We start from the raw sequence: 21,790 nt of genomic DNA, 5'->3' as shown, positions 1-21,790 counted from the left end.
GAAGCAAACGCCTCAGGGGTTCGCGACTGGGTTGGACGGTTGCTGATTGGAATCCGGGCTGGCTTGCTTCCAGACCACCCGCAGGCGGTTCGGCGCAATCCACTGGTCTTGTTCTTGGATCAGCTTTTGCTCACCGCCCACGTTGAACAGGCGATCAAAACGGTTTTGGGCCTTGAGCAGCTTCGCTTTCTGGATATCCAGAACGGCTGTGATTTCCCCGTAGCGATCCAGGCGCTCCTGGTAGGCCCCAGCCAGTCGCACCAGGCTGACGACAGCCACCAGGGACAGGCCAACCTTGAGGGAGAGCCCGATGGATCCGTAGAGCAATTCCTGAGTTGGGCTCGAAGCTCTGAGCTGAGGGGCCGGCCCTGGCTCAACAACGCTCAGCTTGGGCTCATTGCGCTGCTGTGGGCGGCCTGAATGGCGACGGCCACGGACGGGCTCAGCTTTGGACTCTTGAGCAGTTCTGCTCCGATTTGCAGATCGCCGCTGCGATAGCTGGGCAGATCGGGAGGGGCTCAAGGGGGTAGAGGAGTCGGGAGAGACGCACCGCTTCTAGCAGGTCGTCCCTCCCGTGCCAAGGGATCAGGCGCGATAGAGGCTGGCGGCAAGACGCACTGCGAGCACGCCAGCGTGGGCGGCCACCACCAGGGCAATCAGAATTTCAGCCTGGGTGAGGGACATGACCGTCGAGAAAAACACCATCCCATTTTCACGCAGATGGTGGTTCTGGCTAGGGAGGGAGCCTGGGCCTGTCACAGCTCGACACCCCTGGGGGATGGGCTCGCTACGGTCAATTGACACTCCTGAAGAGGTCTTTGGTGTCTGGTCTTGCTCCTGAGGGCACGCTGTCGATCTCGGCGCAGCAAGTTCAAGACCAGAGTCTCGAACCCCTGCAGCCTTGGTTTGCCTTGGACCCCAAGGACCTGCTGCAGGCCAGCGGAAGCCTCACGCTCAACTTCGATTGGCCCCGCGCAGCAGAAGACCCCCGCGAGCTCTCCGAAATCACGGAGCTGCGGCTCTGGAGTCTTCGCGCTGATGCCCTCTGCCCTTGGCTGCCTCTTTTGCTGGAGCGCAGCAGCGGTCAGTTGACCCGCCATGTGGCGATGCTGCTTCCCCACCAGTTCAGCCGCAGCGAGGGGATTCGCTTCGCCCCAGACAGCCTCGAGCTGTGGATGACCCACCGCCTCTATCTGTTGGATCACTGGTCCAGGGGGTATGGCCTGAACTGCCGCGGCAACCTTGAGCAGATGGCGGCCGTGCTCGGTTTTGAGCTGGATGGCAGCTTCTGGAAAGAGCATCAGCACCACTAGATCCAAGCCAGCCCAGCCGCTAGAGCCAGAGCAGCAGGGCCCGCCGGCCCACATCAACGGCCAGCAGGATGCAGAGCAGCCTGATCAGTCCCACCAGACGTTCTTCGGACACGTTCTGCAGGTGAGCGGCCGACCACTGGGCAGCCGAGGCGGCAGCAGCCCCGAGGACCAAGCCGATCAGCAGTTGCGCCCGGCCGTCGCCCCAGAAGGTGATGGCGGCCACCAGGGATGAGGCGAAGACCGCCATCGTGCTCAGCCGAATCGCTTGATAGACCCCCAGCTGCAGTCCTCGCACCATTAGCGGCACCATCACCAGGCCGCCGCCGACGCCGAGCAGACCGCTGGAGAGCCCCGCCACCAGACCGACACCGACCAGGCCGGGCACGGGGACAGTGGTGCGGGTCTTGCCGTTGGCTTGTTTGGGACGAATCACCATGGCCAGGAGCCCGTACATCAGGGCTTGCAGGGCCAGCAGTTGCCACCCCTCCAGGCTGTGGCCAACTTGGCTGAAGAGCCCCCCGCCACAGGCTGCCCCCGCGCAGATCGCTAGGGCCGCTTGTCTGGGCACCTGACCGCTGCGCCAGTGGGTCAGGCTGCCCGCCATGGTGGTGGGGACGATTGCCAAGGTGCTGGTGGCCAGGGCCTGATGGGGCGGCAGTCCAATCCAGAGCAACAGGGGCGAGAACACCAGTCCGCCGCCGATGCCCAGCAATCCCGAAAGCAATCCGGCCAAGATGCCGAGTGGCAGCAGAGGCAGGAGTTCCCAGGTCATGGCGTCGCCGACCGCAATTGCGCATCCTGTCAGCTCCATGACCTGGCGTTGGATCCCTCCGCTGACGGCTGACGGCAACCGGCAGATGGCCATCGACCGCTGGATGCTGGCCCAGCAGTGCGAGGAGAGCGGGTCCCCGATGCTTCGGCTCTACCGCTGGAGTCAGCCGACCTTGTCCCTCGGGAGGCATCAACGCCAGATCGATCCCCGTTGGATGGCGCTAGCCCAGCAGGGGCGTTTGCACTTGGTCAGGCGCCCCAGCGGTGGTCGGGCGGTCCTGCATGCCGGTGAATTGACCTATGCCCTGGCCTGCCGGCCGAGTACGACCCATCGGCTCACGGCCTATGGCGAAGCCTGTCAGTGGTTGTTGGCGGCTTTCAAGACGTTGGGAGTGCCGCTGGCATTCGGCACCGTCAAGGCCGCGGAGGCGGCGCAACGGGGGAACTGTTTTGCCAGCGGTACGGCCGCTGATCTGATCCAGGCCAACGGCGCCAAGCGCATCGGCAGTGCCCAGCTCTGGAGTGGGGCCTGCCTGCTGCAGCACGGCAGCGTCTTGATTCAGCCGCCCCAGGGGCTTTGGCAGGAGGTCTTCTCCAGTGCCGCTCCGGATCTGGATCCCTTGCCTGAGTTGGCGGTGATGGAGGCGCTGCAGGTGGCGGCGCGTGATCACCTCTGTGGAGGGGATCTACAAACGATGGACCTGAACGCCTGCGAGTGGAAGCAGATCCAGCAGCTGGAGGGCGGAGCCTTCTTGTCCCCTTAAGCCTCAGGGTTGCTTTCGATGGTGCGCGCCACCGGCGGCAACATCATTCCCAGGGGATAGACGCCCTGGCGACGCGCTGCTTCCAGGATGGGTAGAGGAAGACGGACGCCCAGTTCCTTCAGGACCCTTTCTGCCAGCTCCGGTCGCTCCAACGTGCCACTGGGTAAGCCCGCGGGACCGAGCACCAGGAGTCGGTTGACCTCAGGTTGGTCGAGCTGCAGGATCGCCTGCCAAAGCGGTGCACCATCGCGGATGGTCGGCAGTTGATCGAGCGGTTGTAGATGGTCTCCGACGGTTTCTTCATCCCACCGCTGAACGGGCAGGCTTTGCAGGGGAGCATCGGTGACGAATCCCTTCCAGCGGCCGCGATCACAGACCAGCAACCAGTCAGCCAGACCGTTCTCGTCGCTCACTCGAATCCGGCTGAGCTCCCGCAGTTTGGTGTCGGCCTCTAGAACCCGGAAACGCCTTTGGGCGGCATCTTTGACCTGCAGTCGGCGCAGCACGCTTTGGAGGGCGAGCATCTGCGTTTGGTTGCGGGCGGCCCCCAGGCCAAACCAACCCAGCAGCATCAACCAAATCCCAGCTACCCCCGCTCCCCGCAGCAGCAGGAAGGCACCAAGGCCGATGGCGGTGAAGGCCAGCACCTTGCCGCTGGCGGTGGCCACCTGGATGCCCTTGCGTTGGCTTCCGGTGAACTGCCAGACCAGCGCCTTGAGGATGAGGCCGCCGTCGAGGGGGAGTCCGGGCAGCAGGTTGAACAGAGCCAGGATCAGATTCAGGCCGCCCAGCTCGCTCACCATCGCCCCGAGCAGGGGAGAGGCATGGCTAGCGCTGTGCGTACTCAGCAGCAGCAGGGCGGAGAGGGCCAGGCTCACCAGGGGGCCAGCGGCGGCCACCCAGAAGGAGCCCATGGCCGTCGGGCACTCCCGCTCCACACTGGCTACCCCACCGAGGAGGAACAGGGTGATGCTGCGGACCTTGACCCCCTGACTCAGCGCCACCAGGGAGTGCCCCAACTCATGGAGCAGCACCGAGACGAAGAGCAGCAGGGCGGTCAGTAGGCCAATGGCCCAGAGCAGGGGCTCCTGGGCTTGCGCTGAAAATTGCTGGCTGTACTGCTGTTGGAAGGCCACCGTGGCCAGGGCCAAGATCAGAAACCAGCTGGGGTGAATGCGCAGGGGGATGCCCTGAATCCGCATCAACTGCCAGCCTTCCCCCACACGTCCTCGTCCTTTGACCTGATCCTAGAAAGGTTCTGCTTCTAGGGGCCACGGCATGACGGCGCGTCCAGATCCCTCGCTTGGGCCCCAGCCTTGGTTGAAGGTCTGTGGATTGCGCACCCCTGAGCAGGCCTATGCCGTTGCCGCTCTTGGCGTGGATGCCATCGGGGTCATTGGCGTCGAATCGTCCCCCCGCTGGTTGGCCCAGGACGCGAGGCCTGCGCTCTTCTCGGCGGTGCGTCAGGCCTCCAGCCGTTGTCTGGGCGTCCTGGTGGTGGCAGATCCCACTGATCATGACGTTCCGGTGTTGGGTCCCGCTGGAGGCCATCAGGTGGTCCAGCTCCATGGTCAAGAAACCCCGGAGCGCTGCTTGCAACTGCGTCAGGCACTGGGCCCTGATCTTCTGCTCTGGAAAGCCTTGAGAATTCGGCAGCCTGATGATTTACAGCGGGCGGCCGACTACGGGGCTGTGGTCGATGGGTTGCTGCTCGATGCCTGGGTTCCCGATCAGCTCGGCGGGACGGGCCATCGCATCCCGATCGAATGGCTCAGTGGCTTTCAGCCAACTCTGCCCTGGTGGCTCGCGGGTGGCCTGAATCCAGATCGGATCGCCCCGGCGTTGCAGGCGCTTCAACACCAGCCCCCCTCTGGTTTGGACGTCTCCAGTGGGGTGGAGCGAGCTCCCGGTGATAAGGACCTGGCCAAAGTGCAGCAGCTTGTGGCCGCCTTGGCTCCCTTCCGCCAGGATTTGAGCAACTAAATCGAGCCCATGGCCGCTCAGCGCTCCGCCCCCGTGCTCTTGGGCTTGACCCTCGCGTTGGCGTCAGGCCTTGGTGCACGGGCCCAGGACTTGGTGGGCTGCCGGCTGGTGGGAGCGAGCCTGCAGTGCATTCCTGGTGTCACGGAGAGCGCCCAACAACAGATCCGTACGTTCCGCGATCAGATCTCCGCTGATCTGGAGCTTGAGGGAGCCATTCAGCAGCAGATCGATGGCTTGCAGTCGTTGGTCATTGACGGTGAGGCCATTGAGGGGGAGCTGCTGCAGGCCACCCTCCAGGCCGATGCCAATGCCGCTGTCGCGAATCCCCAGTTCCACTGGTACCGGAAGGGGACCTCTGACCGTACCTGGCTGTTGATCGAAACAGCGCAGGGCACTCGCTATGTCCCGGCACCTGTGGATGTCGGTCAAAACCTCATGGTCGTGGCCGTGGTGAAGCAGAACGGCCAGGTCAAACGAATCGCCTCCACCCCGATTGGCCCGGTGCAAGCGCCTTGAGGGCTGCTCAGCCCAGCATCGACTCCTGCTGCTTGACCAACTCGAAGAATTCAGCCTTGAGGCTGGAGTCGTGGCGGAAGTCACCGCGAACGATGGAGTTCACCATGCTGGTTTGAGGCTCTTTTACCCCGCGCCACTTCATGCAGTAGTGCTGAGCCTTGACCAGGATCGCCAGACCCTGGGGCTCGCACAGACGCTCAATTTCATCGGCCAGGATCATCACGGCCTCCTCCTGGATGTGAGGACGGGAGAAGACCCAGTCAGCCACGCGGGAGAACTTCGAGAGACCAATGACCTGATCACCGGGCTTGATCCCGATCCAGCAGTTGCCCAGGATGGGAACCAGGTGGTGTGAGCAGGCGGAACGCACCGTGATCGGCCCCACGGTGTAGATCTCGTCAAGCTTTTTGACGTTGGGGAAGCTCGCGATCTTGGGCTGATGGTGGTAGCGGCCCTTGAACACCTCGTGGAGGTACATGCGGGCGACGCGCTCCGCAGTTTCCTCAGTGTTGTGGTCGTTATCGATATCGATCACCAAGCTGCGCAGCAGCTCGCGCACCTTGCCTGCAACCTCGATCTCGAGTTGATCGAGTTCACCGTCTTTCAGGTGCTCGGCAATGTTGTCGTTCGCCAGAAAGGGGACGCCGGCAGACTCAAGGCGTTCGCGGATGCGCCGGCTCACAGGGGCCAACTGACCGGGAATACTCGAGGGCAGGGTTGAAGTCATGAACAGATCCCGGGCTGCGTTCAAAGAACGCCCGCGGCGGGCATAAGGGTGATGTCCTCCACAACGTTGGAGGAAGGTTGCTGGGCCAAAGACAACAGCGTCTCAGCCACGCGCTCTGGAGTGAGCATGGCACGCCGGTCGAAAGAACTGTGGACGGTCTCGCTGTCCCAGAGGGGGGTGTTTACCGCACCCAAGGTGAGGGTGGAGACGCGGATCCCGTGCTGGCGTTCCTCTTCCGCCAGACAGCGGCTAAAGGAGGCAAGTGCGGCTTTGGTGGTGCAGTAGGCCCCCCATTCCGGGAAGGCATTGCGGGCCGCATGGCTGCTGACGTTGATGATCAAACCGCTGGTCTGGCGGAGGCTTGGCAGGACCGCCTGGCAGGTTTGAACAACACTGGTCAGGTTGAGCTGCAGCAACCACTGCCACTGCTCTAGGGGCATCTCGGCCAAAGAGCCCGTGTAGGCCGCCCCGGCATTGTTGATGAGCACGGTTGGGACGAGCCCCCGGGCCAGCAAGTTCTCGAGGGCAGGCGCAATGGCCTGGGGATTGGAAAGATCCACAGAGATCGTTTCCACGCGGCAGCTGTCGCTGCGAAGTTCCTGGGCCAGTTGCTCGAGATCCTGCTCGGACCTGGCCAGGAGCAAGAGCTGATAGCCCGCTTGGGCAAAGGCCCGTGCTGCGGCAGCTCCAATGCCCCTTGATGCCCCTGTGATCAAGGCGACGGGAGGTAGTGCGGAAGCAGAGGAGCTCAAGGGCGCTGGCGGGCCATAGGAGCCCCAATAAAACCGTAGAAAACCTTAAGAGCTGAGGCTCGTGTCTTGGGCTCCGGATTCCAGATAGCGCCCCATCCGCCGGAATTTGGCGTAACGCTGATCCACCAGTTGCTCTTCACTGAGGGCCAGCAGGACCGCCAGCTGTTGCATGAGGGCGGCCTTCAGGTTCTCTGCGGCCTGGCGCGGGGCCCAGTGGTTGCCGCCGGAGGGCTCGGCAATGATTTCGTCGATGATTCCCAGCTTCAGCAGATCCGGGGCGGTGATTTTCAGGGCTTCCGCTGCAACGGGCGCCTTGCCGGCATCCCGCCAGAGAATTGATGCGCAGGCCTCGGGGCTGGCCACGGTGTAGACGCTGTGCTGGAACATCAGAAGCCGGTCAGCCACTCCGATGCCAAGGGCTCCGCCGGAGCCCCCTTCGCCAATGACGGTGGCGAGGATCGGAACCCGCAGCTTGAACATCTCCCGCAGGTTCACCGCAATGGCTTCACCCTGACCCTGTTCTTCCGCCAGCAGACCGGCGTAGGCCCCTGGGGTGTCGATGAAACTGAGGATCGGCAGACGGAAGCGATCGGCGTGATCCATCAGACGCATGGCCTTGCGATACCCCCCCGGTGAGGCCATGCCGAAATTGCGGGCCACGTTCTCCTTGGTGTCCCGCCCTTTCTGATGCCCCAGCAGGACCACGCCTTGCTCGCCGATGCGACCCACTCCGCCAATGAGGGCTTGGTCATCGCTGCCCCGACGGTCCCCATGCAGTTCGATGAATTCATCGGTCAGCACCTGGATGTAGTCGAGGGTGCTGGGCCGCTGAGGGTGACGGGCGACCTGAATCTTCTGGGCCGGGCTCAGGTTGCTGAAGATCTCTTCGCGCCGCCGTGCCGCCAGGGTCTCCAGTTGCAGCAACTGCTGACTGACGTCAACTTCAGAATCCTTGGCCAGTTGCCGGATTTGGTCGATCTGCTCCTCCAGCTCCACCAGGGGCTTCTCGAAGTCGAGCAGGGGACGACGGGCCATGGCAGCGGGTGTGAGGGGCAGGGGAGCGAGCGTTGAACCGGAGGGCCTTAGGCAGCGGCCAGTTCAAGGTCGGGGTTGCCGGAGCTGGTGGGGGATTGCTTCAGGCCGATGGCGCGGAAACCGTGCCTCAGGGAGGCTTCACCAATGAGCTCCATGTTGGCGATGGAGATGCGGTTGCGTCCCCAGCTGAAGTTCGTGTGGATGCCCTCAAATTCCAGCAGCATTGCCTCTGCAAAGCAAGCGAACAACTGGCGTTTGGGGTTTTCCATCTCTACAACTTCCATCATCTGCCAGCTGATGTCCTGCCAGAACTCGACGATGCCGCCTTTGAGGACATGGACACCTTCTCCGGCCACCTTGGCGTCGAGGTTCTTGGGGTAGCCGCCGTCAATCATCAGGCAGGGTTTGCGCAGGCTCCCCTGATCGATCGTCAGGGTTTGGGGCAAGCTCGCGACCCAAACCACCACATCCGCTTCAGGGAGCGCTTCTTCGAGGCTGAGGACACGACCGCCGCCAAGGGACTCTTGGAGGTCCAAAAGTCGTTGTTGTTGCCGGGCGACCAGCAGCAATTCACCCACTCCCGTTTTTTGGGAGAGCCAACGGCAGACCGCACTGCCGATGTCACCGGTGGCGCCGACCACGGCAACCTTGGCGCGGCTCAGGTCAATGCCAAGAAGAGGCGCATTGGTTTCAACCTGTTGGCAGATCACCCAGGCGGTGTGGGTGTTCCCCGTGGTGAAACGTTCCCACTCCAGGGTGGTGTTGCGGATTTGTTGGAACTTCGAGAGGTCGTAGTTCTCGAAAATGATGGAGGTGAATCCCCCCAGGGCCGTGACATTGATGCCGTTCTTCTGCGCCAACTCCATGGCGTTTTGAACCTTTCGGGTTGCTGTCTTGAAGCGACTCAGCATCTCCGGCACGAAGCAGGAGTCGATGTAGGTCCCTTGAATGGTTTTCCCAGTCTTGCTCGTGACCTCGAAGGTTTCGAGCAGCTGAGGCGGCGCTGAACACCAGGAGAGCAGGTCCGCCTCGGCCATCTCCTGAAGCCCCAAGTCGCGGGCCTTCTCTTGGGCCTGCGCAAAGCTGCTGGAGTGACCGATCAGACCAAACATTCGTGGGGGCTCTCCTGGTTGCACACCGGCCAAGAAGACACCTGATTAAAGGCCAGCGCCGGTTCGTTCAGGCTGATGTGTTCAGCCGACCAGGGCGGCAGCCGCCATGCGGGCGATTTCGCGGGTGGTGAAACCGATCTCGGTCAAAGCTTCTTGGTAGGCGATCAGGAAGTCTTCGATCAGGTCTTCCTTGTCCATCTGCAGCACGGCTGCATCACCGGCCACCTCATCCAGCATGCGGCGGATCAGGGGCAGGTTCTCGCGGTTGGCCTCCTCCAGTTCCTCGCGGCAGGTCTCGAGATTGGCCTTGAGCCAGACCTCGCCGTAGTTGAGATGGGTGTACTCGTCCTTCACCACGCCCTCGGTGATCTTGCGGGCAAAGGGATCAGCAACTGGGATATAGATGTGATACGCCGAGATGGCAAAGGCTTCGATCAGCAGAGCCTGGATGAGGAGGCAGGTCGGGACCTTGCCCTCATCGAGGGCTTTTTTGAAGTTGCCGTGCAGGGGAGCGAAGAACTCCTTGGCGAAGGCCATGTCGGCGGTCACACCAAGGTTGTTGGCACAGGCGGTGAAGCCCTTCATGTGCTTCAGCTCCATCCGAGCCAACTTGGTCAGTTCCTCGGCCTGATCGGGCAGAAGGGTTCCGATCGAAATGTAGTTGTCGTGGGCTTCCTGCTCGCCCTCGATCACGATCGCGTTGATCCGGCTGTAGGCGTCTTTGTAGTTCGGGCAGGTGAAATCGGGAAGCGCAGTCGCGCCCGCCGTAGGCAGATCAGTGGCTTCAAGGGTCGCCATGGCTACCGAGAACACGTTGCAATGGAATTGACTGTAACCATCTCCACAAGCTCAAGACGGTGTTTGGCAGCGTTTGCCCACTTCCGCTTGCTTGAACTGCCCGATTCTTCAGCGCTGCGCCAGCAGTGTGTGCGGTTCCCTAGGCGGCCATTCACTGTTGAGGAGATTGGAGAAGAGCTCGCTCCAGCCCTGCACCAGCCGCTGCTGAAGGGCCTCACCCAAGGCTGGACTTGCTTGGGTGGCATCGCCGACCACACCGCTGGAGCTGAGGTCTTGGCTGAGCCAGGCATTGGGCACGGCTCCCTCCAGACTCCAGCCCTGGGGAGGGGTTTGGGCCTGGAGGCCATCAATGGGACGCTCGGGGCCGACGAGCTCAGGGTTCAGCTGCAACATCAAGCTGGTTTCCGCCAGTCCGGCATGAAGCCCTTGGCTGCGTTCTGGCTCGGGGATCAGGCCACCGATGTCCTTTGGACCGCTCCAGAGGAAGCAGGGCAGTACCCCCAGGGAAGGGTGGGCGGCGCGGAGTTGGCGGGCCGCGACCTGCAGGAGGGCGATTTGACCGCCATGGCCGTTGAAGAGCACCAATCGCTGGAAACCGGCTGCCGCCAGCTGAGCTCCGACGACTTCAACGCTGCGAAGGAGCAGTTCGGCTGGGAGGCTCAGGGTCCCCGGAAAGCTCAGGTGCTCGGGTGAGAAGCCAAGACTTTGCACCGGCAGACGCCAGATCGGGGCCTGAACGGGCAACGCCGCGAGCACTTGATCCAGGATCCGCTCGGCAAACAGCGCATCGGTTCCCAGGGGGAGGTGCGGGCCGTGTTGTTCAAAGGCGCCAAAGGGCCAGACCACCGTGCTTCCGGCGGTTTGCGCGGCTGCTTGAACGGCTGGCCAGTTCAAGTGATCGAGGCGACGAGACCCCTGACGGGAGTTTGCGTCTTCGCCCATTGGGCTGTCTTCGAAGAAGGAGGGTCGTCCCTACAGTGTGGCGCTGTGCGTCTTTGCTTGGTCATGGCCGGTTCCGGCACTCCCCAGCCTTCCCAGCCCTCGGCCAACCAGCAACCCACCTCGGCACGTCCGGTGCCCCCGTCCCCGCAGCGTCCCGCCGCCGCAGCGCCGCCGCCGGTTCGCAAGCCCCCCCAGGTTCTGCAGATCAATAAGAAGGAAGAGCAGCTGCGTTTAGAGCGCGAAGCCGCTGAAGCCCGCACTGCTGCCGAAGCGGCGGTTCAGCGCGCGGCTGAATTGGAAAATGCCGCCCGCGCGGCCCGCGGTGAGGCCGCGGTTGCACCCCAGCGCCCTCAGGCCGCCCCGGCCACCAGCCCGTCCAGCACTGACGACGAGCTGTTTGACATGAGCGGTTTTGAAGGCCTGAGCATGGCTGATCTGCTCGGCCCCGATGACCGCAGCAAGGGTCGCCGTGCCGGTGGATCCCGAATGGCCACACCACAGGCCAAGCCTGCGGCTGTTCCTTCCCGTTCAGTCGACGACTTCGACTTTGACGAAGAAGCCTTCCTGGCGGCCCTCGATGAGCAGGATTTCGTCGGCACGACCGGGGAAGTGGTCACCGGCACGGTGATCGGTATGGAGAGTGACGGGGTTTACGTCGACATCGGCGGCAAAGCCCCAGGCTTTATGCCTAAGAAGGAATGCGGCCTTGGTGTCATCACCAACCTCAAGGAGCGCTTCCCTAAAGGTCTGAGCGTGGAAGTGCTCGTGACCCGCGAGCAGAACGCCGATGGCATGGTCACCATCAGCGCCCGCGCCCTGGCCCTGCGCCACAGTTGGGAGAAGGTCCGTGCCTTGGAGAAAGAAGGCAAGGTCCTGCAGGTCAAGGTCAACGGCTTCAACCGCGGCGGCATCACCTGTGATGTCGAAGGTCTGCGCGGTTTTGTGCCTCGCTCCCAGCTGCAGGACGGTGAGAACCACGAGGCGCTTGTGGGTAAGACCCTTGGCGTGGCTTTCCTGGAGGTCAACCCTGACACCCGCAAGTTGGTGCTCTCTGAGAAGAAGGCGGCAACGGCAGCCCTGTTTCAGAACCTGGAGGTGGGCCAGTTGGTCGAAGGTCAGGTGGTGGCGATCAAGCCCTACGGCTTGTTTGTGGATCTGGGCGGCATCAGCGGACTGCTGCACCACTCCGTGATCACGGGTGGTCAAATGCGCGATCTGCGTGAAGTCTTCGGTCAGGGTGATCGGGTCAAAGCTCTGATCACCGACCTGGACCCTGGCCGCGGCCGCATTGCCTTGAACACGGCCCTGCTGGAAGGTCAGCCTGGTGAGTTGTTGATCGAGCGCGACAAAGTGATGGCTGAGGCCGTCGATCGTGCCAACAGGGCTCGTAACGTTCTGCGTCAGCAGGAACAGACCGCCGGATGATTCAGGCCGCCGAGCCCGCGAGTCCCGCCCGACTGCAGGCGGATTGGGAGCTGGATTACTACTCCCGTCCGATCCTCGAAGAGGATGGAAAGAAGCGCTGGGAGCTACTGATTTGCAGCTCCCCCTCCGGTGCCAATTCAGACCGAACGTTTCAGTGGGTCCTGAATTGCCCCGCCGCGAGCGTCAACTCCCAGTGGTTGAAGACGGCCCTGGAGCAGGCGCTGGATCAGGCGGATGCCGAGGGATTTGACCCGCCCCGCAAGATTCGCTGTTGGCGCTCGTCCATGCGCACGATGGTGCAACGGGCGGCTGAGCAGCTTGGTCTTGAGCTTGTTCCCAGCCGCCGTTGCTACGCGCTCGTGGAGTGGCTTCAGGAGCGACAGGCCACGGTTTACCCCGAGGAAGAGGGCTACATGGCTGGCCCCCTGGCTCCTCCTCCGCAGCCGATTCAGCCCGTGGCTGTTCCGCTGCCCGAGGCGGCTCGCGGGGATAGTTGGTCCTGGGCTTCCCTGCCTATCAGCGCCCTGCGCGAGGCGATGAATTGGGACACCAGCTTTGCGGGCTTGGTTCCCTTGCCGGCGTCCTTGGACGATGAGCTGATGGTCAGTGGCTTGCGCTTGTTCAGCGCCAGTCGTTCCTTGGCCATTGCCGGTTGGGTCTCCGGCCTGGAGCCCGTTCGCCTGGAGGTCTCCGGCCAGCAGCTGGTGCTCGAGGCGGGGCAAGAGGACCGTTGGCTCCTGGGGCAGCTGGAATCCGAAGAGGCTGAGGCGGCGGCGGCGGCTTTCCTGGCCGCCCGCGGCCAGGCAGGCGGTGTTCAATTCCTGGCGGTTCAATCCAGTCCCGATCAACCCGGGTTTGATGGGTTCTGGATCCTGCGTGATCTCCCCGATGCCTAAAGGGCTCCATGGCTGAGGCCGTCGAGGCCCCCTTTAACCGTCCTGATGCCGGTTTCAATGCCCTGGAGGGCTGGACCTGGATTGGTTGCTACGGGGGCTATTACCTCCAGTCGAATCTTCTGGAGGCCTTTGAACATGGCTTCTTCACCCGCCAGTGGCATGGCCGGGGCCCTGATGTCCTGGCTGGGTACGTCAGCGCCGGGGTCAGTGTTCACCGGCCTCAACAGGTTCACAGCGCCTTAGTCCTACCGGCGAGCCAGGCCTGTTCAGATCCCTGGCCCGATGCCGATGGCTTAGTGAGCGATGCCGGTGGGCAGAGTCTTTGGGTCTGCGGGGCTGATTGCACCCCAGTGCTGCTGGCTGATCCCCGCTCTGGTCAGGTGGCGGCCTGCCATGCCGGCTGGCGTGGTCTGGCCGGGGGCATTGTCTTGGAGGCGATCCGTCAGCTGGAGCAGCGCGGTAGCAAGCGCAGTGAACTGTTGATCGCTTTGGGGCCAGCCGTTAGTGGGCCCAACTATCAAGTGGAGCCGGCTGTCCCTGAAGCCATCGCCCAGCAGCTGCAGCTCCTGGATGGAGCCCTCTCCCTGGAGTCGGCTCTTGCGGCTCTGAAAGCCTGTGGTGCGCTGCAGCCGGATCCCGATCCCGCGCGTCAGCGCCTTGATCTGCGCCTGGCTACCCGTTTGCTCTTGGAGCGGGCTGGCTTGCCAGCGGAGCAGATCAGCGTCTGTCCTCTCTGCACGGCTTCAGAGCCCTTGCTGTTCCACTCCTGGCGCCGGGATCAGGTCAAGGCGGTGCAGTGGAGCGGCATCGTCTCCCAGCAGCTGCCTAGCTGAAATCCAGGCTCAGCTGCCCGTCGGCGGTCTTGCTGCGCCTGGATGGCCGCTTGCCTTGGCGCGGGCGCCTGGGTTCGCTGTCCCCCTCTTCACCGGTTTCCGCGGAACGCCTGAGGCTGAACCAGCTCAACAGGGCCATCCATCCATCCCGGTCGAGGCGATCGAGATCGATCGCTTCGGGGTAGAGCTCCGGTGAGTGCTCTTTGGCCCAGAGCACCTGGCTGCCGGCGATCTGATCGCTACCAAAGGGGGTTAGGTCTTCGGGTAACCGCGCCAATGCCATGGGGATGGCTCCAATGCCGTGACGTGTGTTGCTTAATGCCTCCACCCGGGCCAGGCGCGCCTCCTCGTAGTTCAGGACAGGGGCTGGGTAGTCCGCAAAGGCCGGTGGTTCGCCCAGCTGGTCGTTGGTGAGCCGCTCGAGCTCAGGTAGCCAGCGCCGTATGAACAGGCCATGGGGATCGCAGCGATTCACGGCCACCTGGCCCGGGTGGTAGATGCGGGTCCAGGCCTTGCTGCCTCGGTAGGTCGCGCCGGCTTGCATGGCCCATTGGTAGTGATCGATGGGACAGTCCCCATCGATCAGGTGCCGCATGAAATGCAGTGCCCCGTAGCGCCAATCGATGCCGCAGAGGTTGCTCAGGAAGCTGGCGTAGATCGCCCGGCTGCGGAAGTTCAGCTCCAACCAGCCACCGCCTCCGCGCAGGCAGTTGGCTGCTGCATCGACGATCGGGAACCCCGTTTGCCCTTCTTTCCAGGCCTCATAGAGCTCCGTTTGCCTGTCTGAGAGCGGTGTGTCTTGATCGAAGGCGTTCCAGAGGGAGCGCAACTCCAGCTGCGGCAGGTAGCGAAAGCGCTGGTGAATCGAGCAGCCCCAACGGATTCGGCTGAACAGTTGTTGGATGCTGCGCAGGCGACTGCGATCGGAGTTCTCCCTGGCCCGCTGAGCTGCTGCCGTAAGCCGCTGCAGGCACTGCCTGGGGCTGATGACTCCAAATTTCAGGTAAGGGCTGAGCCCCGAAGTCACCCTTGCTGACGGGTAGCTCAATTCCCAGTAATAGGTCCTGGAATCGGAGCCTTCGAGAAAACGCTCCAGCCGTTGCAGAGCGGCACCACTGCCGGCCTCTGGAATCGGTTTGCCATCGCTGATCAGCCCAAGAGCAGCGAGGTTGGGGATTGGTGCATCGGGACAGTGTTCCGATGCTGGTGGCACGACCACGCGCTTGGGTTCCGGCACGAGCGGTGCGGCCATGGCACCATGCCATTGGCGGTTCCAATCGCTGTAGGGCTGGAGGCTGGCGCTGGCACCCGCCGGTTCGATCCACTCCAGGGCAACGCCTTGGTCCTGCAGGGCGCGGCTGACACGGGCATCACGGACCCGCCCGACCAGGCGCTCACTGTCGGTGTGGGCGAGAACGTGACGGGCTCCAGTGCTCTGGGCGAGGCGGGTGAGAACAACATCCGGTTGTCCCCTCAGCACGATTAATCGACCCCCGAGGACGCGCAATCTTGCGTCTAATGCGCGCAGGGAATGCAGCAGGAAGTCAACCCGCGCCACCGCTGTTTCGGGGTGAAATAGCAATGCGTCATCCAGTACGAACACCGGAATGACAGGTCCCCGCATGCACGCTTGCTGCAGTGGTGCGTGATCTTGCGTTCGCAAATCGCGGCGGTACCAGACCAGCGTTGGTGGCATTGATAGAAAAAAAATCTCCTGAAAAATCGCAGTTGGGGAAAATTCAGTCTTGCTGAATCGACCGCTGGGTGTGATGATGCAGAAGTTGCATAACTATCAATCTCATGCTCACCGGAGCTGATCTCCTCGCCAAGGTCAAAGAAATGGGCGACGTGAGCAAATCCGATGTTGTTCGCGCCTGTGGATATGTGTCCACCAAGAAAGATGGAAGCGAGCGTCTCAATTTCACGGCGTTCTATGAGGCCCTGCTCAACGCGAAGGGCGTGGATTTTGGCGGTTCCAGCGCGAAGGTTGGCAAGGGTGGCCGCAAGCTCAGCTTCACCACCAAGATTCAGTTCAACGGCAACCTGATGGTGGGCAAGGCCTACACCGCCTTGCTGGACCTCAAGCCCGGTGATGAGTTCGAGATCAAGCTGGGTCGCAAGCAGATTCGCCTGGTGCCCCTGGGCGCTCCTGACGAAGAAGAGTGAGGCCAAGGGCCTCCGCGACGCGGATGCCATCCATCGCAGCAGAGAGGATTCCGCCGGCGAAGCCGGCCCCCTCTCCAGCTGGATAAAGCCCTGGAGTGTTCACGCTCTCCAGGGCTTTTGTTCTGGGAATGCGCACCGGTGAGGAGGTGCGGGTTTCAACGCCTGTTAGCAGCGCATCATCCATGGCGTAGCCGGGAATGGACTGGTTGAACTGCGGCAGGGCCTCCCGAAGGGCTTCGATCACAAACGCAGGTAAGGCCTGACCCAGATCCGCAGGCACTACCCCGGGGCTGTAGGAGGGTTTGACCACCCCCAGCTCAGCCGGTGGCTCCGCCGTAGGGGCAAGAAAGTCCCCGAGCCGTTGCCCAGGAGCGGCATAGGTGCTCCCGCCCAGCTCGAAGGCCTTGGCCTCCCAGTGCCGTTGGAAGGCAATGCCCGCCAAGGGGTCGCCGGGATAGGCGCCGTAGCTCTCGACGTCTTCGGTTTCGACATTGACGACGATGCCGCTGTTGGCGTTGCGCTCATTGCGGGAGTGCTGACTCATCCCGTTGGTGACGACCCGTCCCACTTCAGAGGTGGCCCCCACCACCAGACCACCTGGGCACATGCAGAAGCTGTAGACGCAGCGCCCGTTGCTGACGTGTTTGACCAGCTTGTATTCCGCGGCCCCAAGACGCGGGTGGCCGGCGCAGTCCCCCCAGCGGGCGGCGTCGATCAGGGGTTGTGGGTGCTCGATGCGGAAGCCCACGGAGAAGGCTTTTCGCTCAAGGCTCACCCCCTGCTCATGGAGCATGGCGAAGGTGTCTCGAGCGCTATGGCCAACCGCCAGCACCACCTGCCGCGCCGGGATGCTCTCCCCGCTCGCGAGCTCAACACCACTGAGGCGCCTGGTTCCATGAACCTGCTCAAAGCAGAGCTTGCTGACCCGGCTCTCGAACTGAATCTCTCCACCCAGGGCCGTGATCTTGCTGCGCAAGCCCCGGACCACCGTGGCCAACTTGAAGGTGCCGATATGGGGGTGGTGTTTAACCAGGATTTCTGGATTGGCTCCAGCCGCCACCAGTTCCTCCAGCACTTTGCGACCCAGGTGCTTTGGGTCTCGGACTTGGCTGTAGAGCTTTCCGTCGGAGAAGGTGCCCGCTCCACCTTCTCCAAATTGCGCATTGGATTCGGGGTTAAACGTCAGGGTTCCTTTCCAGAAACCAAAGGTGTCTGCTGTTCGCTCCTTGACCGGTTTCCCTCGCTCCAGCAGCAGGGGTTTGAGCCCCATCTCCGCGAGGATGAGTGCACAGAAGTAGCCGCAGGGACCGGCCCCGACCACTACGGGCCGGAGGGGAGCTGGTGTGTCTGGGCTGGCCTGGGCCACCAGCTGATAGCGGGTCTCGCTCGCCGGTTGGAGGTGAGGATCGCGCTTGAAGCGTTTGAGCAGTTGCCGCTCCAGCTCAGGTGGGAGCTGCAGCTCCAGGCTGTAGGCGATCTGAATCGCTGACTTCCGCCGGGCGTCGACGCTTTCTTTGACCACGCGGTGCGACTGCAGTTCCGCTGGATCGATCTTGAGACGTTTGCAGATGGCTGGAGCGAGATCTGTCTCCTCGTGATCGAGTGGCAGCTTCAGTTCGCTCAGTCGCAGCACCACTTGTCCTGAGCCTGGTTGCTGTATTCCAGCACCGCACTGCTCTCGTTTGGGCTGCCTAGCCTCGCCAGACGTTGCGTTGAAGCTGTGGAAGCGACCTACTTCGGGGCTAATGGCTGGTTGCTGGACTGGTCGGGACTGAGGGTGCTGGTGGACCCCTGGTTCCGGGGCCCCCTGGTCTTCCCTCCGGGGCCATGGTTTTTTCAGGGTCAGTTATCCCAGTCGCTGGAGCTGCCGGCTGATCTCGATTTGCTCCTGCTGACTCAGGGGCTGGATGACCATGCCCATCCCGAGACCCTGGCGCTGCTGCCCCGGTCCTTGCCCGTGGTGGGGTCAATGGCGGCAGCGAAGAAGGTGCAGCAATTGGGCTTCGAGCAGGTCACGGGCCTACGCCCTGGTGAGATCACGGTCTTTGGTGACCTGCGCATCGAGGCCACGGCTGGCGCACCGGTGCCCCAAGTCGAGAACGGCTACCTGCTGCGCCACCCCGAAGCCAGCCTCTATCTCGAGCCCCACGGTTATCTCTCCGCCGAGGTCGCTCCCGAAGCCCTCGATGCGGTGATCACTCCGGTGGTCGATCTGGGGCTACCCGTGGCCGGCGCTTTTGTGCGCGGTCAAACCGTGTTGCCTGAGCTGGTGCAGCGCTTCTCTCCGCGCAAGGTCCTGGCCAGTACGACCGGGGGAGAGGTGCGCTTCAGTGGATGGCTCAACCGATGGCTCTGGCAGAAAGGGACCTTGGCGGAGGCTCAGCAGGCTGTGGGTTCAGCGGCGCAGGTCATTGATCCTGTGCCTGGACAGCGTTACGCCCTGGGGGCCTGAGGCTGGGGAGTGGTCATGGGCCACACCGTCCTGATTGGCTGGGGGCTTCGCTGGGTTCTGACTAGGGTTGACCTTTCCTCCTGGGTCGCATGCTCTCGCGCTTTCCCGCTTGGTTGAAGCCGATGGGTCGTCAAGCGGCCTCATTGCTGGCCCCTGTGGCTGTTCTGGGCGCCATGGCTGCGGCTCCAGCGTTGGCGATTCCAGAAGCCGAGGCGATCAAGAAGCTTCAGGTGATTCCGGTGTTCGTGATCACCGATGCCAATGGCATTCCCCTGCCCATTCCCCGGGATGAGGCCTTGGTCTTGCCGCTTTACCTCGAGAGTGATCGGGCCAATACCGAACTCAAGGCACTGCTGAAGTCAAACCCGAGCCTCAAGGCGAGTGTCACCCCCGTTCCTCTCAACGTGATGAACGAAAAGGTGGTTGAGCTCAATAAGCAGCTCAAGGACAAAAGCAAGCCGCTGGTGGCTCCAGTGGTGATGAACGACGCCGATATCAAGCAGGCCTACACCCTGCTCAAGAAGGAGGGACTGAGCGACGAGGAGATCAAGAAGGGGCTCAATGTCGCTGTGTTCTTCACCCAGCCCTTCCTCACTCTCAACACCCCCGATGGACCTCGTGGAGTGTTCTTCCTGAGTTATGACGAGCTGCAGAAGGCGCTCGCCAATGTGCCTGCGGCCGAACGCAGCAAGCTCAAGCCCAAGGTCGCTGATCTGACAGCAGTGCTCTCCCAGATCAGCAAAGCGAAGGAAGACAGCTTTGTGATCTTCCCGACCCGCGAGTACTTCCGCCTCGTTGAGGAGGGCAGGACCAAGGCCCAGTCCACCCCTGCTCAGTAGCGCTCAGGGGAGGTCAGGGTTTCTCGTCAGCCCTGACCTCGGGTTCAGGTTCCGGCATCAGTTGAGCCAGCAACCCAGCGGCGATCAAGACGCAGCCCACCACGATGGCGAGTTGTTTGTTCTCTCCGGCCGCCGCTGGTCCCCAAACGGCCGTCGCAAGAAAGGCGCTTCCCAGCAACAGGGTGGGCACCAAGACGATGCCTTTCGCTGCCCGATTGATACCCAAAGGTCTTCAGCAGGATCCGGAGTTGGAGGCTAGGCCGGACTCAATTAACTCCGCGCCCAGGTCATGGTTGCCTTGGCCATCCAGGTGGTTGATGTGGGCGATCAGGACGCCATCAGCACTGCCGGTCGGTCTCAAGTTGACCTTGCTGCGCCGGGGTAGTTGCTTGCGAATCCAGTCGACGGCCGCGGCGTCATCGGCTGGATCAACCACCACGCAGGCCAGCTGAACGCTGTAGTTGCGGTTTCGGTCACCGATCTGGAGCAGATTCCCGCTTCGCACCTGGAGAACTTCCGCCGCCAGGACTTGGCCAGGCCAGAGCAGCAGACAAGCCGCCGCTGCAGCGCAGATCAAGCGAGGGATCAGCGCCATGCTCACAGCTTGGCGCCGCAGTTGGGGCAGTACAGGCTTGTGCTGGACGTGCTTTGGTGGCAGCTATGGCACTCGCGATTGGTGTCGATTGCCAGTTCTGGATGGGAGGGGAGACCCACCATTTGGGCGTTGCTGGCACCAGGGGGCACCATCGGATAGCAGTTCTCGTTGCGGCGCACCTTCACTTCAATAAAGGCAGGACCGGGGTGGGCGAGGGCTTCGGCCAGTGTTGAGCGCAGCTCATCCCGGCTCTGGATTTGGAACCCTTTGACCCCAAAGGCTTCAGCGACCGCTGGGAAGTTCGGCATGCCTCCGGTCATCTCAGAGGCGCTGTAGCGCTCGCCGTAGAAACTTTCTTGCCACTGGCGCACCATCCCCTGCCAGCCGTTGTTGAGCACCACCACCTTCACGGGAAGGTGGTACTGGCTGAGGGTGCCGAGCTCCTGGATGTTCATCAGGATGCTCGCGTCGCCGGCCACACAGATCACGGGTTCATCAGGGAAGGCGCACTGCACCCCCATGGCCGCTGGCATGCCGAAGCCCATGGTGCCTAGGCCTGCGGAGCTGATCCAACGCCGGGGAAGGGTGTGGAGGAATTGGGCCGCCCACATCTGGTGCTGTCCGACATCCGTGGTGAAGAACGCTTGAGGGGAGAGCTCTTGCAGCATCGACACCACCTCCTGGGGGGCGACATCTCCTTCGGGGGCGGGCACCACCAGGGGGTAGTGCTGCTTCCACTGCGCGATTCGCTCGAGCCACGCCTCGGTGCGGCCGCGGGAGTCTTCTTGGCTCGAGGCGGCCAGCAGGGCTTCAACGGCTTGTTTGACGTCGGACACCACGGCCACGTCCGGTAGACGGGTCTTGCCCATCTCGGCCGCATCAATATCGATGTGGATGACCTGGGCCCGGGGGGCGAAGCCATCCAGGCGGCCGGTGACGCGATCGTCAAAGCGAGCACCCGCAGCGATCAACAGGTCGCAGTCGGTGACAGCGAAGTTTGCATAGGCGGTCCCGTGCATGCCGAGCATCCCCACCGAGAGGGGGTGGAGCTCATCAAAGGCACCCTTCCCCATCAAGGTCGTGGTCACCGGCAGCCTGAAACGCTCCGCCAGGGCGTGGATTTCCGCGTGGGCACCGCTACTGATGGCACCCCCACCGACGTAGAGAAGGGGGCGCCTGGCGTTGCGAATCAGCTCGAGCGCTGCCTCGATGGCGCTTGGTGCCGCAGCAGGGGGGATCTTGAAGCCGGGGGGAATGGCAGCGCCTGGTTCCACCGGCACGTAGTCAAACTCCTCGATGCCCACGTCCTTGGGCACGTCGATCAGGACAGGGCCCGGCCGGCCGGTGGAGGCGATCAAGAAGGCCTCCGAGACAATGCGGGCAATGTCCCGTGGATCGCGCACCACCCAGGAGTGCTTCACGATCGGCAGGGTGATGCCGAAGATGTCGGTCTCTTGGAAGGCATCCGTGCCGATGGCCGCCCGGGGGACTTGTCCCGTAATCACCACCATGGGCACGGAGTCCATGTGGGCGGTGGCAATGCCCGTGACCAAGTTGGTGGCCCCTGGACCGGAGGTGCCAAAGCAGACCCCCACCTTTCCGGTGGCCCGTGCGTAGGCATCGGCTGCGTGGGTTCCGCCCTGTTCGTGGCGCACCAGCACGTGCTTCAGCCATCCCCGGGACTCGGCCTTGTGGAGCTCGTCGTAAATGGGGAGAATCGCGCCGCCGGGATAGCCGAAGATGGTTTCGACGCCATGGCGTCGCAGAGCATCCATGAGGGCGTAGCCGCCACTCACCCGGGTCGGGGCGGAGTGTTCAGCGGCGGTGGCCGCTTGCGAAACGGACGTCACGGTCACGGCGGCGGCGGACAG

At 62.9% G+C, this 21,790-nt stretch carries 25 protein-coding genes; 10 read left to right on the top strand and 15 right to left on the bottom strand.

Annotated elements, in window-relative coordinates:
* Positions 1 to 12 precede the first annotated feature (12 nt).
* Both ACLM42_RS06375 and psaM read right to left on the bottom strand, forming a co-directional pair.
* The gene (locus ACLM42_RS06375; protein WP_247910741.1) at positions 13 to 327 is read right to left on the bottom strand and encodes a hypothetical protein; all 315 of its coding nucleotides are present in this window, start codon (positions 325 to 327) and stop codon (positions 13 to 15) included.
* A gap of 258 nt (positions 328 to 585) precedes the next feature.
* The gene (gene psaM, locus ACLM42_RS06370; RefSeq protein ID WP_247910742.1) at positions 586 to 705 is read right to left on the bottom strand and encodes a photosystem I reaction center subunit XII; all 120 of its coding nucleotides are present in this window, start codon (positions 703 to 705) and stop codon (positions 586 to 588) included.
* Positions 706 to 818: 113 nt separating this feature from the next.
* On the opposite strand from psaM, the gene ACLM42_RS06365 reads away from it, so the two are divergent.
* A complete protein-coding gene (locus ACLM42_RS06365) occupies positions 819 to 1,313 on the top strand; it encodes a CRR6 family NdhI maturation factor (protein ID WP_415400102.1) in 495 nt (164 codons plus the stop codon).
* Positions 1,314 to 1,332: 19 nt separating this feature from the next.
* Here ACLM42_RS06365 and ACLM42_RS06360 read toward each other — a convergent pair whose 3' ends face one another.
* Complete coding sequence (locus ACLM42_RS06360; protein WP_415400101.1) at positions 1,333 to 2,085, bottom strand: sulfite exporter TauE/SafE family protein; 753 nt, start codon at positions 2,083 to 2,085, stop codon at positions 1,333 to 1,335.
* 37 nt (positions 2,086 to 2,122) lie between these two features.
* Between ACLM42_RS06360 and ACLM42_RS06355 the strand changes: the two genes are divergently transcribed.
* Complete coding sequence (locus tag ACLM42_RS06355; protein ID WP_415400100.1) at positions 2,123 to 2,848, top strand: biotin/lipoate A/B protein ligase family protein; 726 nt, start codon at positions 2,123 to 2,125, stop codon at positions 2,846 to 2,848.
* Here ACLM42_RS06355 and ACLM42_RS06350 read toward each other — a convergent pair.
* Complete coding sequence (locus ACLM42_RS06350; protein WP_415400099.1) at positions 2,845 to 4,071, bottom strand: site-2 protease family protein; 1,227 nt, start codon at positions 4,069 to 4,071, stop codon at positions 2,845 to 2,847. The two genes, ACLM42_RS06355 and ACLM42_RS06350, sit on opposite strands and share 4 nt — an antisense overlap.
* Before the next feature lie 55 nt (positions 4,072 to 4,126).
* Between ACLM42_RS06350 and ACLM42_RS06345 the strand changes: the two genes are divergently transcribed.
* The gene (locus ACLM42_RS06345; protein WP_415400098.1) at positions 4,127 to 4,831 is read left to right on the top strand and encodes a phosphoribosylanthranilate isomerase; all 705 of its coding nucleotides are present in this window, start codon (positions 4,127 to 4,129) and stop codon (positions 4,829 to 4,831) included.
* Positions 4,832 to 4,840: 9 nt separating this feature from the next.
* Positions 4,841 to 5,347, top strand: coding sequence for a hypothetical protein (locus ACLM42_RS06340; protein ID WP_415400097.1), 507 nt, complete (start codon positions 4,841 to 4,843; stop codon positions 5,345 to 5,347).
* Between the two features lie 7 nt (positions 5,348 to 5,354).
* On the opposite strand, the gene folE is transcribed toward ACLM42_RS06340, so the two are convergent.
* The 6 genes from folE to ACLM42_RS06310 form a co-directional block, all read right to left on the bottom strand.
* On the bottom strand, positions 5,355 to 6,074 hold the full coding sequence (gene folE / locus ACLM42_RS06335; RefSeq protein WP_247910749.1) for a GTP cyclohydrolase I: 720 nt from the start codon (positions 6,072 to 6,074) through the stop codon (positions 5,355 to 5,357).
* A gap of 20 nt (positions 6,075 to 6,094) precedes the next feature.
* A complete protein-coding gene (locus ACLM42_RS06330; protein WP_415400096.1) occupies positions 6,095 to 6,826 on the bottom strand; it encodes an SDR family oxidoreductase in 732 nt (243 codons plus the stop codon).
* Between the two features lie 45 nt (positions 6,827 to 6,871).
* Positions 6,872 to 7,861, bottom strand: coding sequence for an acetyl-CoA carboxylase carboxyltransferase subunit alpha (locus tag ACLM42_RS06325; RefSeq protein WP_247910751.1), 990 nt, complete (start codon positions 7,859 to 7,861; stop codon positions 6,872 to 6,874).
* Between the two features lie 47 nt (positions 7,862 to 7,908).
* On the bottom strand, positions 7,909 to 8,973 hold the full coding sequence (locus tag ACLM42_RS06320) for a long-chain acyl-[acyl-carrier-protein] reductase (RefSeq protein ID WP_247910752.1): 1,065 nt from the start codon (positions 8,971 to 8,973) through the stop codon (positions 7,909 to 7,911).
* A gap of 81 nt (positions 8,974 to 9,054) precedes the next feature.
* Entirely contained in the window at positions 9,055 to 9,771 is a 717-nt protein-coding gene (locus ACLM42_RS06315; protein ID WP_247910753.1) for an aldehyde oxygenase (deformylating), read from the bottom strand.
* Between the two features lie 108 nt (positions 9,772 to 9,879).
* A complete protein-coding gene (locus ACLM42_RS06310) occupies positions 9,880 to 10,713 on the bottom strand; it encodes a creatininase family protein (RefSeq protein ID WP_247910754.1) in 834 nt (277 codons plus the stop codon).
* A 63-nt stretch (positions 10,714 to 10,776) separates the two neighbouring features.
* Between ACLM42_RS06310 and ACLM42_RS06305 the strand changes: the two genes are divergently transcribed.
* Genes ACLM42_RS06305 through pgeF form a run of 3 tightly spaced genes read left to right on the top strand, consistent with a single transcriptional unit; the run spans position 10,777 to position 13,867 of the window.
* A complete protein-coding gene (locus ACLM42_RS06305; protein ID WP_415400095.1) occupies positions 10,777 to 12,138 on the top strand; it encodes a S1 RNA-binding domain-containing protein in 1,362 nt (453 codons plus the stop codon).
* Positions 12,135 to 13,034: a Tab2/Atab2 family RNA-binding protein gene (locus ACLM42_RS06300; RefSeq protein ID WP_247910756.1), complete on the top strand. Its 900-nt coding sequence runs from the start codon at positions 12,135 to 12,137 to the stop codon at positions 13,032 to 13,034. Before ACLM42_RS06305 ends, ACLM42_RS06300 begins: the two co-directional genes overlap by 4 nt.
* Positions 13,035 to 13,042: 8 nt before the next feature.
* The gene (gene pgeF / locus ACLM42_RS06295; protein ID WP_415400094.1) at positions 13,043 to 13,867 is read left to right on the top strand and encodes a peptidoglycan editing factor PgeF; all 825 of its coding nucleotides are present in this window, start codon (positions 13,043 to 13,045) and stop codon (positions 13,865 to 13,867) included.
* Here the strand turns inward: pgeF and ACLM42_RS06290 are convergent.
* A complete protein-coding gene (locus ACLM42_RS06290; protein ID WP_415400093.1) occupies positions 13,860 to 15,563 on the bottom strand; it encodes an FAD-binding domain-containing protein in 1,704 nt (567 codons plus the stop codon). The two genes, pgeF and ACLM42_RS06290, sit on opposite strands and share 8 nt — an antisense overlap.
* A 104-nt stretch (positions 15,564 to 15,667) precedes the next feature.
* On the opposite strand from ACLM42_RS06290, the gene ACLM42_RS06285 reads away from it, so the two are divergent.
* Positions 15,668 to 16,033: an AbrB family transcriptional regulator gene (locus ACLM42_RS06285; protein WP_247910759.1), complete on the top strand. Its 366-nt coding sequence runs from the start codon at positions 15,668 to 15,670 to the stop codon at positions 16,031 to 16,033.
* Here the strand turns inward: ACLM42_RS06285 and ACLM42_RS06280 are convergent.
* Positions 15,972 to 17,666 (bottom strand): NAD(P)/FAD-dependent oxidoreductase, encoded by a 1,695-nt coding sequence (locus ACLM42_RS06280; RefSeq protein WP_415400092.1) that lies wholly within the window; start codon positions 17,664 to 17,666, stop codon positions 15,972 to 15,974. The two genes, ACLM42_RS06285 and ACLM42_RS06280, sit on opposite strands and share 62 nt — an antisense overlap.
* An 87-nt stretch (positions 17,667 to 17,753) precedes the next feature.
* On the opposite strand from ACLM42_RS06280, the gene ACLM42_RS06275 reads away from it, so the two are divergent.
* Both ACLM42_RS06275 and ACLM42_RS06270 read left to right on the top strand, forming a co-directional pair.
* Complete coding sequence (locus ACLM42_RS06275) at positions 17,754 to 18,485, top strand: MBL fold metallo-hydrolase (protein WP_415400091.1); 732 nt, start codon at positions 17,754 to 17,756, stop codon at positions 18,483 to 18,485.
* An 89-nt stretch (positions 18,486 to 18,574) separates the two neighbouring features.
* Positions 18,575 to 19,324, top strand: coding sequence for a Tic22 family protein (locus ACLM42_RS06270; RefSeq protein WP_247910761.1), 750 nt, complete (start codon positions 18,575 to 18,577; stop codon positions 19,322 to 19,324).
* A 13-nt stretch (positions 19,325 to 19,337) separates the two neighbouring features.
* Here ACLM42_RS06270 and ACLM42_RS06265 read toward each other — a convergent pair whose 3' ends face one another.
* From ACLM42_RS06265 to ilvB, 3 genes are read right to left on the bottom strand one after another with little or no spacing between them, the layout of a single operon-like run.
* Entirely contained in the window at positions 19,338 to 19,550 is a 213-nt protein-coding gene (locus ACLM42_RS06265) for a GIVxVP protein (RefSeq protein WP_415400090.1), read from the bottom strand.
* Between the two features lie 6 nt (positions 19,551 to 19,556).
* On the bottom strand, positions 19,557 to 19,919 hold the full coding sequence (locus ACLM42_RS06260; protein ID WP_415400089.1) for a nuclease: 363 nt from the start codon (positions 19,917 to 19,919) through the stop codon (positions 19,557 to 19,559).
* Positions 19,920 to 19,921: 2 nt separating this feature from the next.
* Positions 19,922 to 21,775 (bottom strand): biosynthetic-type acetolactate synthase large subunit, encoded by a 1,854-nt coding sequence (gene ilvB / locus ACLM42_RS06255; protein WP_415400088.1) that lies wholly within the window; start codon positions 21,773 to 21,775, stop codon positions 19,922 to 19,924.
* Positions 21,776 to 21,790 lie beyond the last annotated feature (15 nt).

The organism is Synechococcus sp. W4D4 (assembly GCF_047716805.1).
Lineage (GTDB): Bacteria > Cyanobacteriota > Cyanobacteriia > PCC-6307 > Cyanobiaceae > Vulcanococcus.
Note: the sequence above shows the minus strand (reverse complement) of the source record. Positions and strands in the feature narration are given on the sequence as shown.

Excerpts from the sequence above, each read along its gene's own strand:
- psaM (WP_247910742.1), bottom strand. The coding sequence starts at position 705 with ATGGTGTTTTTCTCGACGGTCATGTCCCTCACCCAGGCTGAAATTCTG.
- ACLM42_RS06360 (WP_415400101.1), bottom strand. The coding sequence starts at position 2,085 with ATGACCTGGGAACTCCTGCCTCTGCTGCCACTCGGCATCTTGGCCGGA.
- ACLM42_RS06355 (WP_415400100.1), top strand. The coding sequence starts at position 2,123 with ATGACCTGGCGTTGGATCCCTCCGCTGACGGCTGACGGCAACCGGCAG.
- ACLM42_RS06345 (WP_415400098.1), top strand. The coding sequence starts at position 4,127 with ATGACGGCGCGTCCAGATCCCTCGCTTGGGCCCCAGCCTTGGTTGAAG.
- ACLM42_RS06340 (WP_415400097.1), top strand. The coding sequence starts at position 4,841 with ATGGCCGCTCAGCGCTCCGCCCCCGTGCTCTTGGGCTTGACCCTCGCG.
- folE (WP_247910749.1), bottom strand. The coding sequence starts at position 6,074 with ATGACTTCAACCCTGCCCTCGAGTATTCCCGGTCAGTTGGCCCCTGTG.
- ACLM42_RS06325 (WP_247910751.1), bottom strand. The coding sequence starts at position 7,861 with ATGGCCCGTCGTCCCCTGCTCGACTTCGAGAAGCCCCTGGTGGAGCTG.
- ACLM42_RS06320 (WP_247910752.1), bottom strand. The coding sequence starts at position 8,973 with ATGTTTGGTCTGATCGGTCACTCCAGCAGCTTTGCGCAGGCCCAAGAG.
- ACLM42_RS06315 (WP_247910753.1), bottom strand. The coding sequence starts at position 9,771 with ATGGCGACCCTTGAAGCCACTGATCTGCCTACGGCGGGCGCGACTGCG.
- ACLM42_RS06310 (WP_247910754.1), bottom strand. The coding sequence starts at position 10,713 with ATGGGCGAAGACGCAAACTCCCGTCAGGGGTCTCGTCGCCTCGATCAC.
- ACLM42_RS06305 (WP_415400095.1), top strand. The coding sequence starts at position 10,777 with ATGGCCGGTTCCGGCACTCCCCAGCCTTCCCAGCCCTCGGCCAACCAG.
- ACLM42_RS06300 (WP_247910756.1), top strand. The coding sequence starts at position 12,135 with ATGATTCAGGCCGCCGAGCCCGCGAGTCCCGCCCGACTGCAGGCGGAT.
- pgeF (WP_415400094.1), top strand. The coding sequence starts at position 13,043 with ATGGCTGAGGCCGTCGAGGCCCCCTTTAACCGTCCTGATGCCGGTTTC.
- ACLM42_RS06290 (WP_415400093.1), bottom strand. The coding sequence starts at position 15,563 with ATGCCACCAACGCTGGTCTGGTACCGCCGCGATTTGCGAACGCAAGAT.
- ACLM42_RS06285 (WP_247910759.1), top strand. The coding sequence starts at position 15,668 with ATGCTCACCGGAGCTGATCTCCTCGCCAAGGTCAAAGAAATGGGCGAC.
- ACLM42_RS06270 (WP_247910761.1), top strand. The coding sequence starts at position 18,575 with ATGCTCTCGCGCTTTCCCGCTTGGTTGAAGCCGATGGGTCGTCAAGCG.
- ACLM42_RS06260 (WP_415400089.1), bottom strand. The coding sequence starts at position 19,919 with ATGGCGCTGATCCCTCGCTTGATCTGCGCTGCAGCGGCGGCTTGTCTG.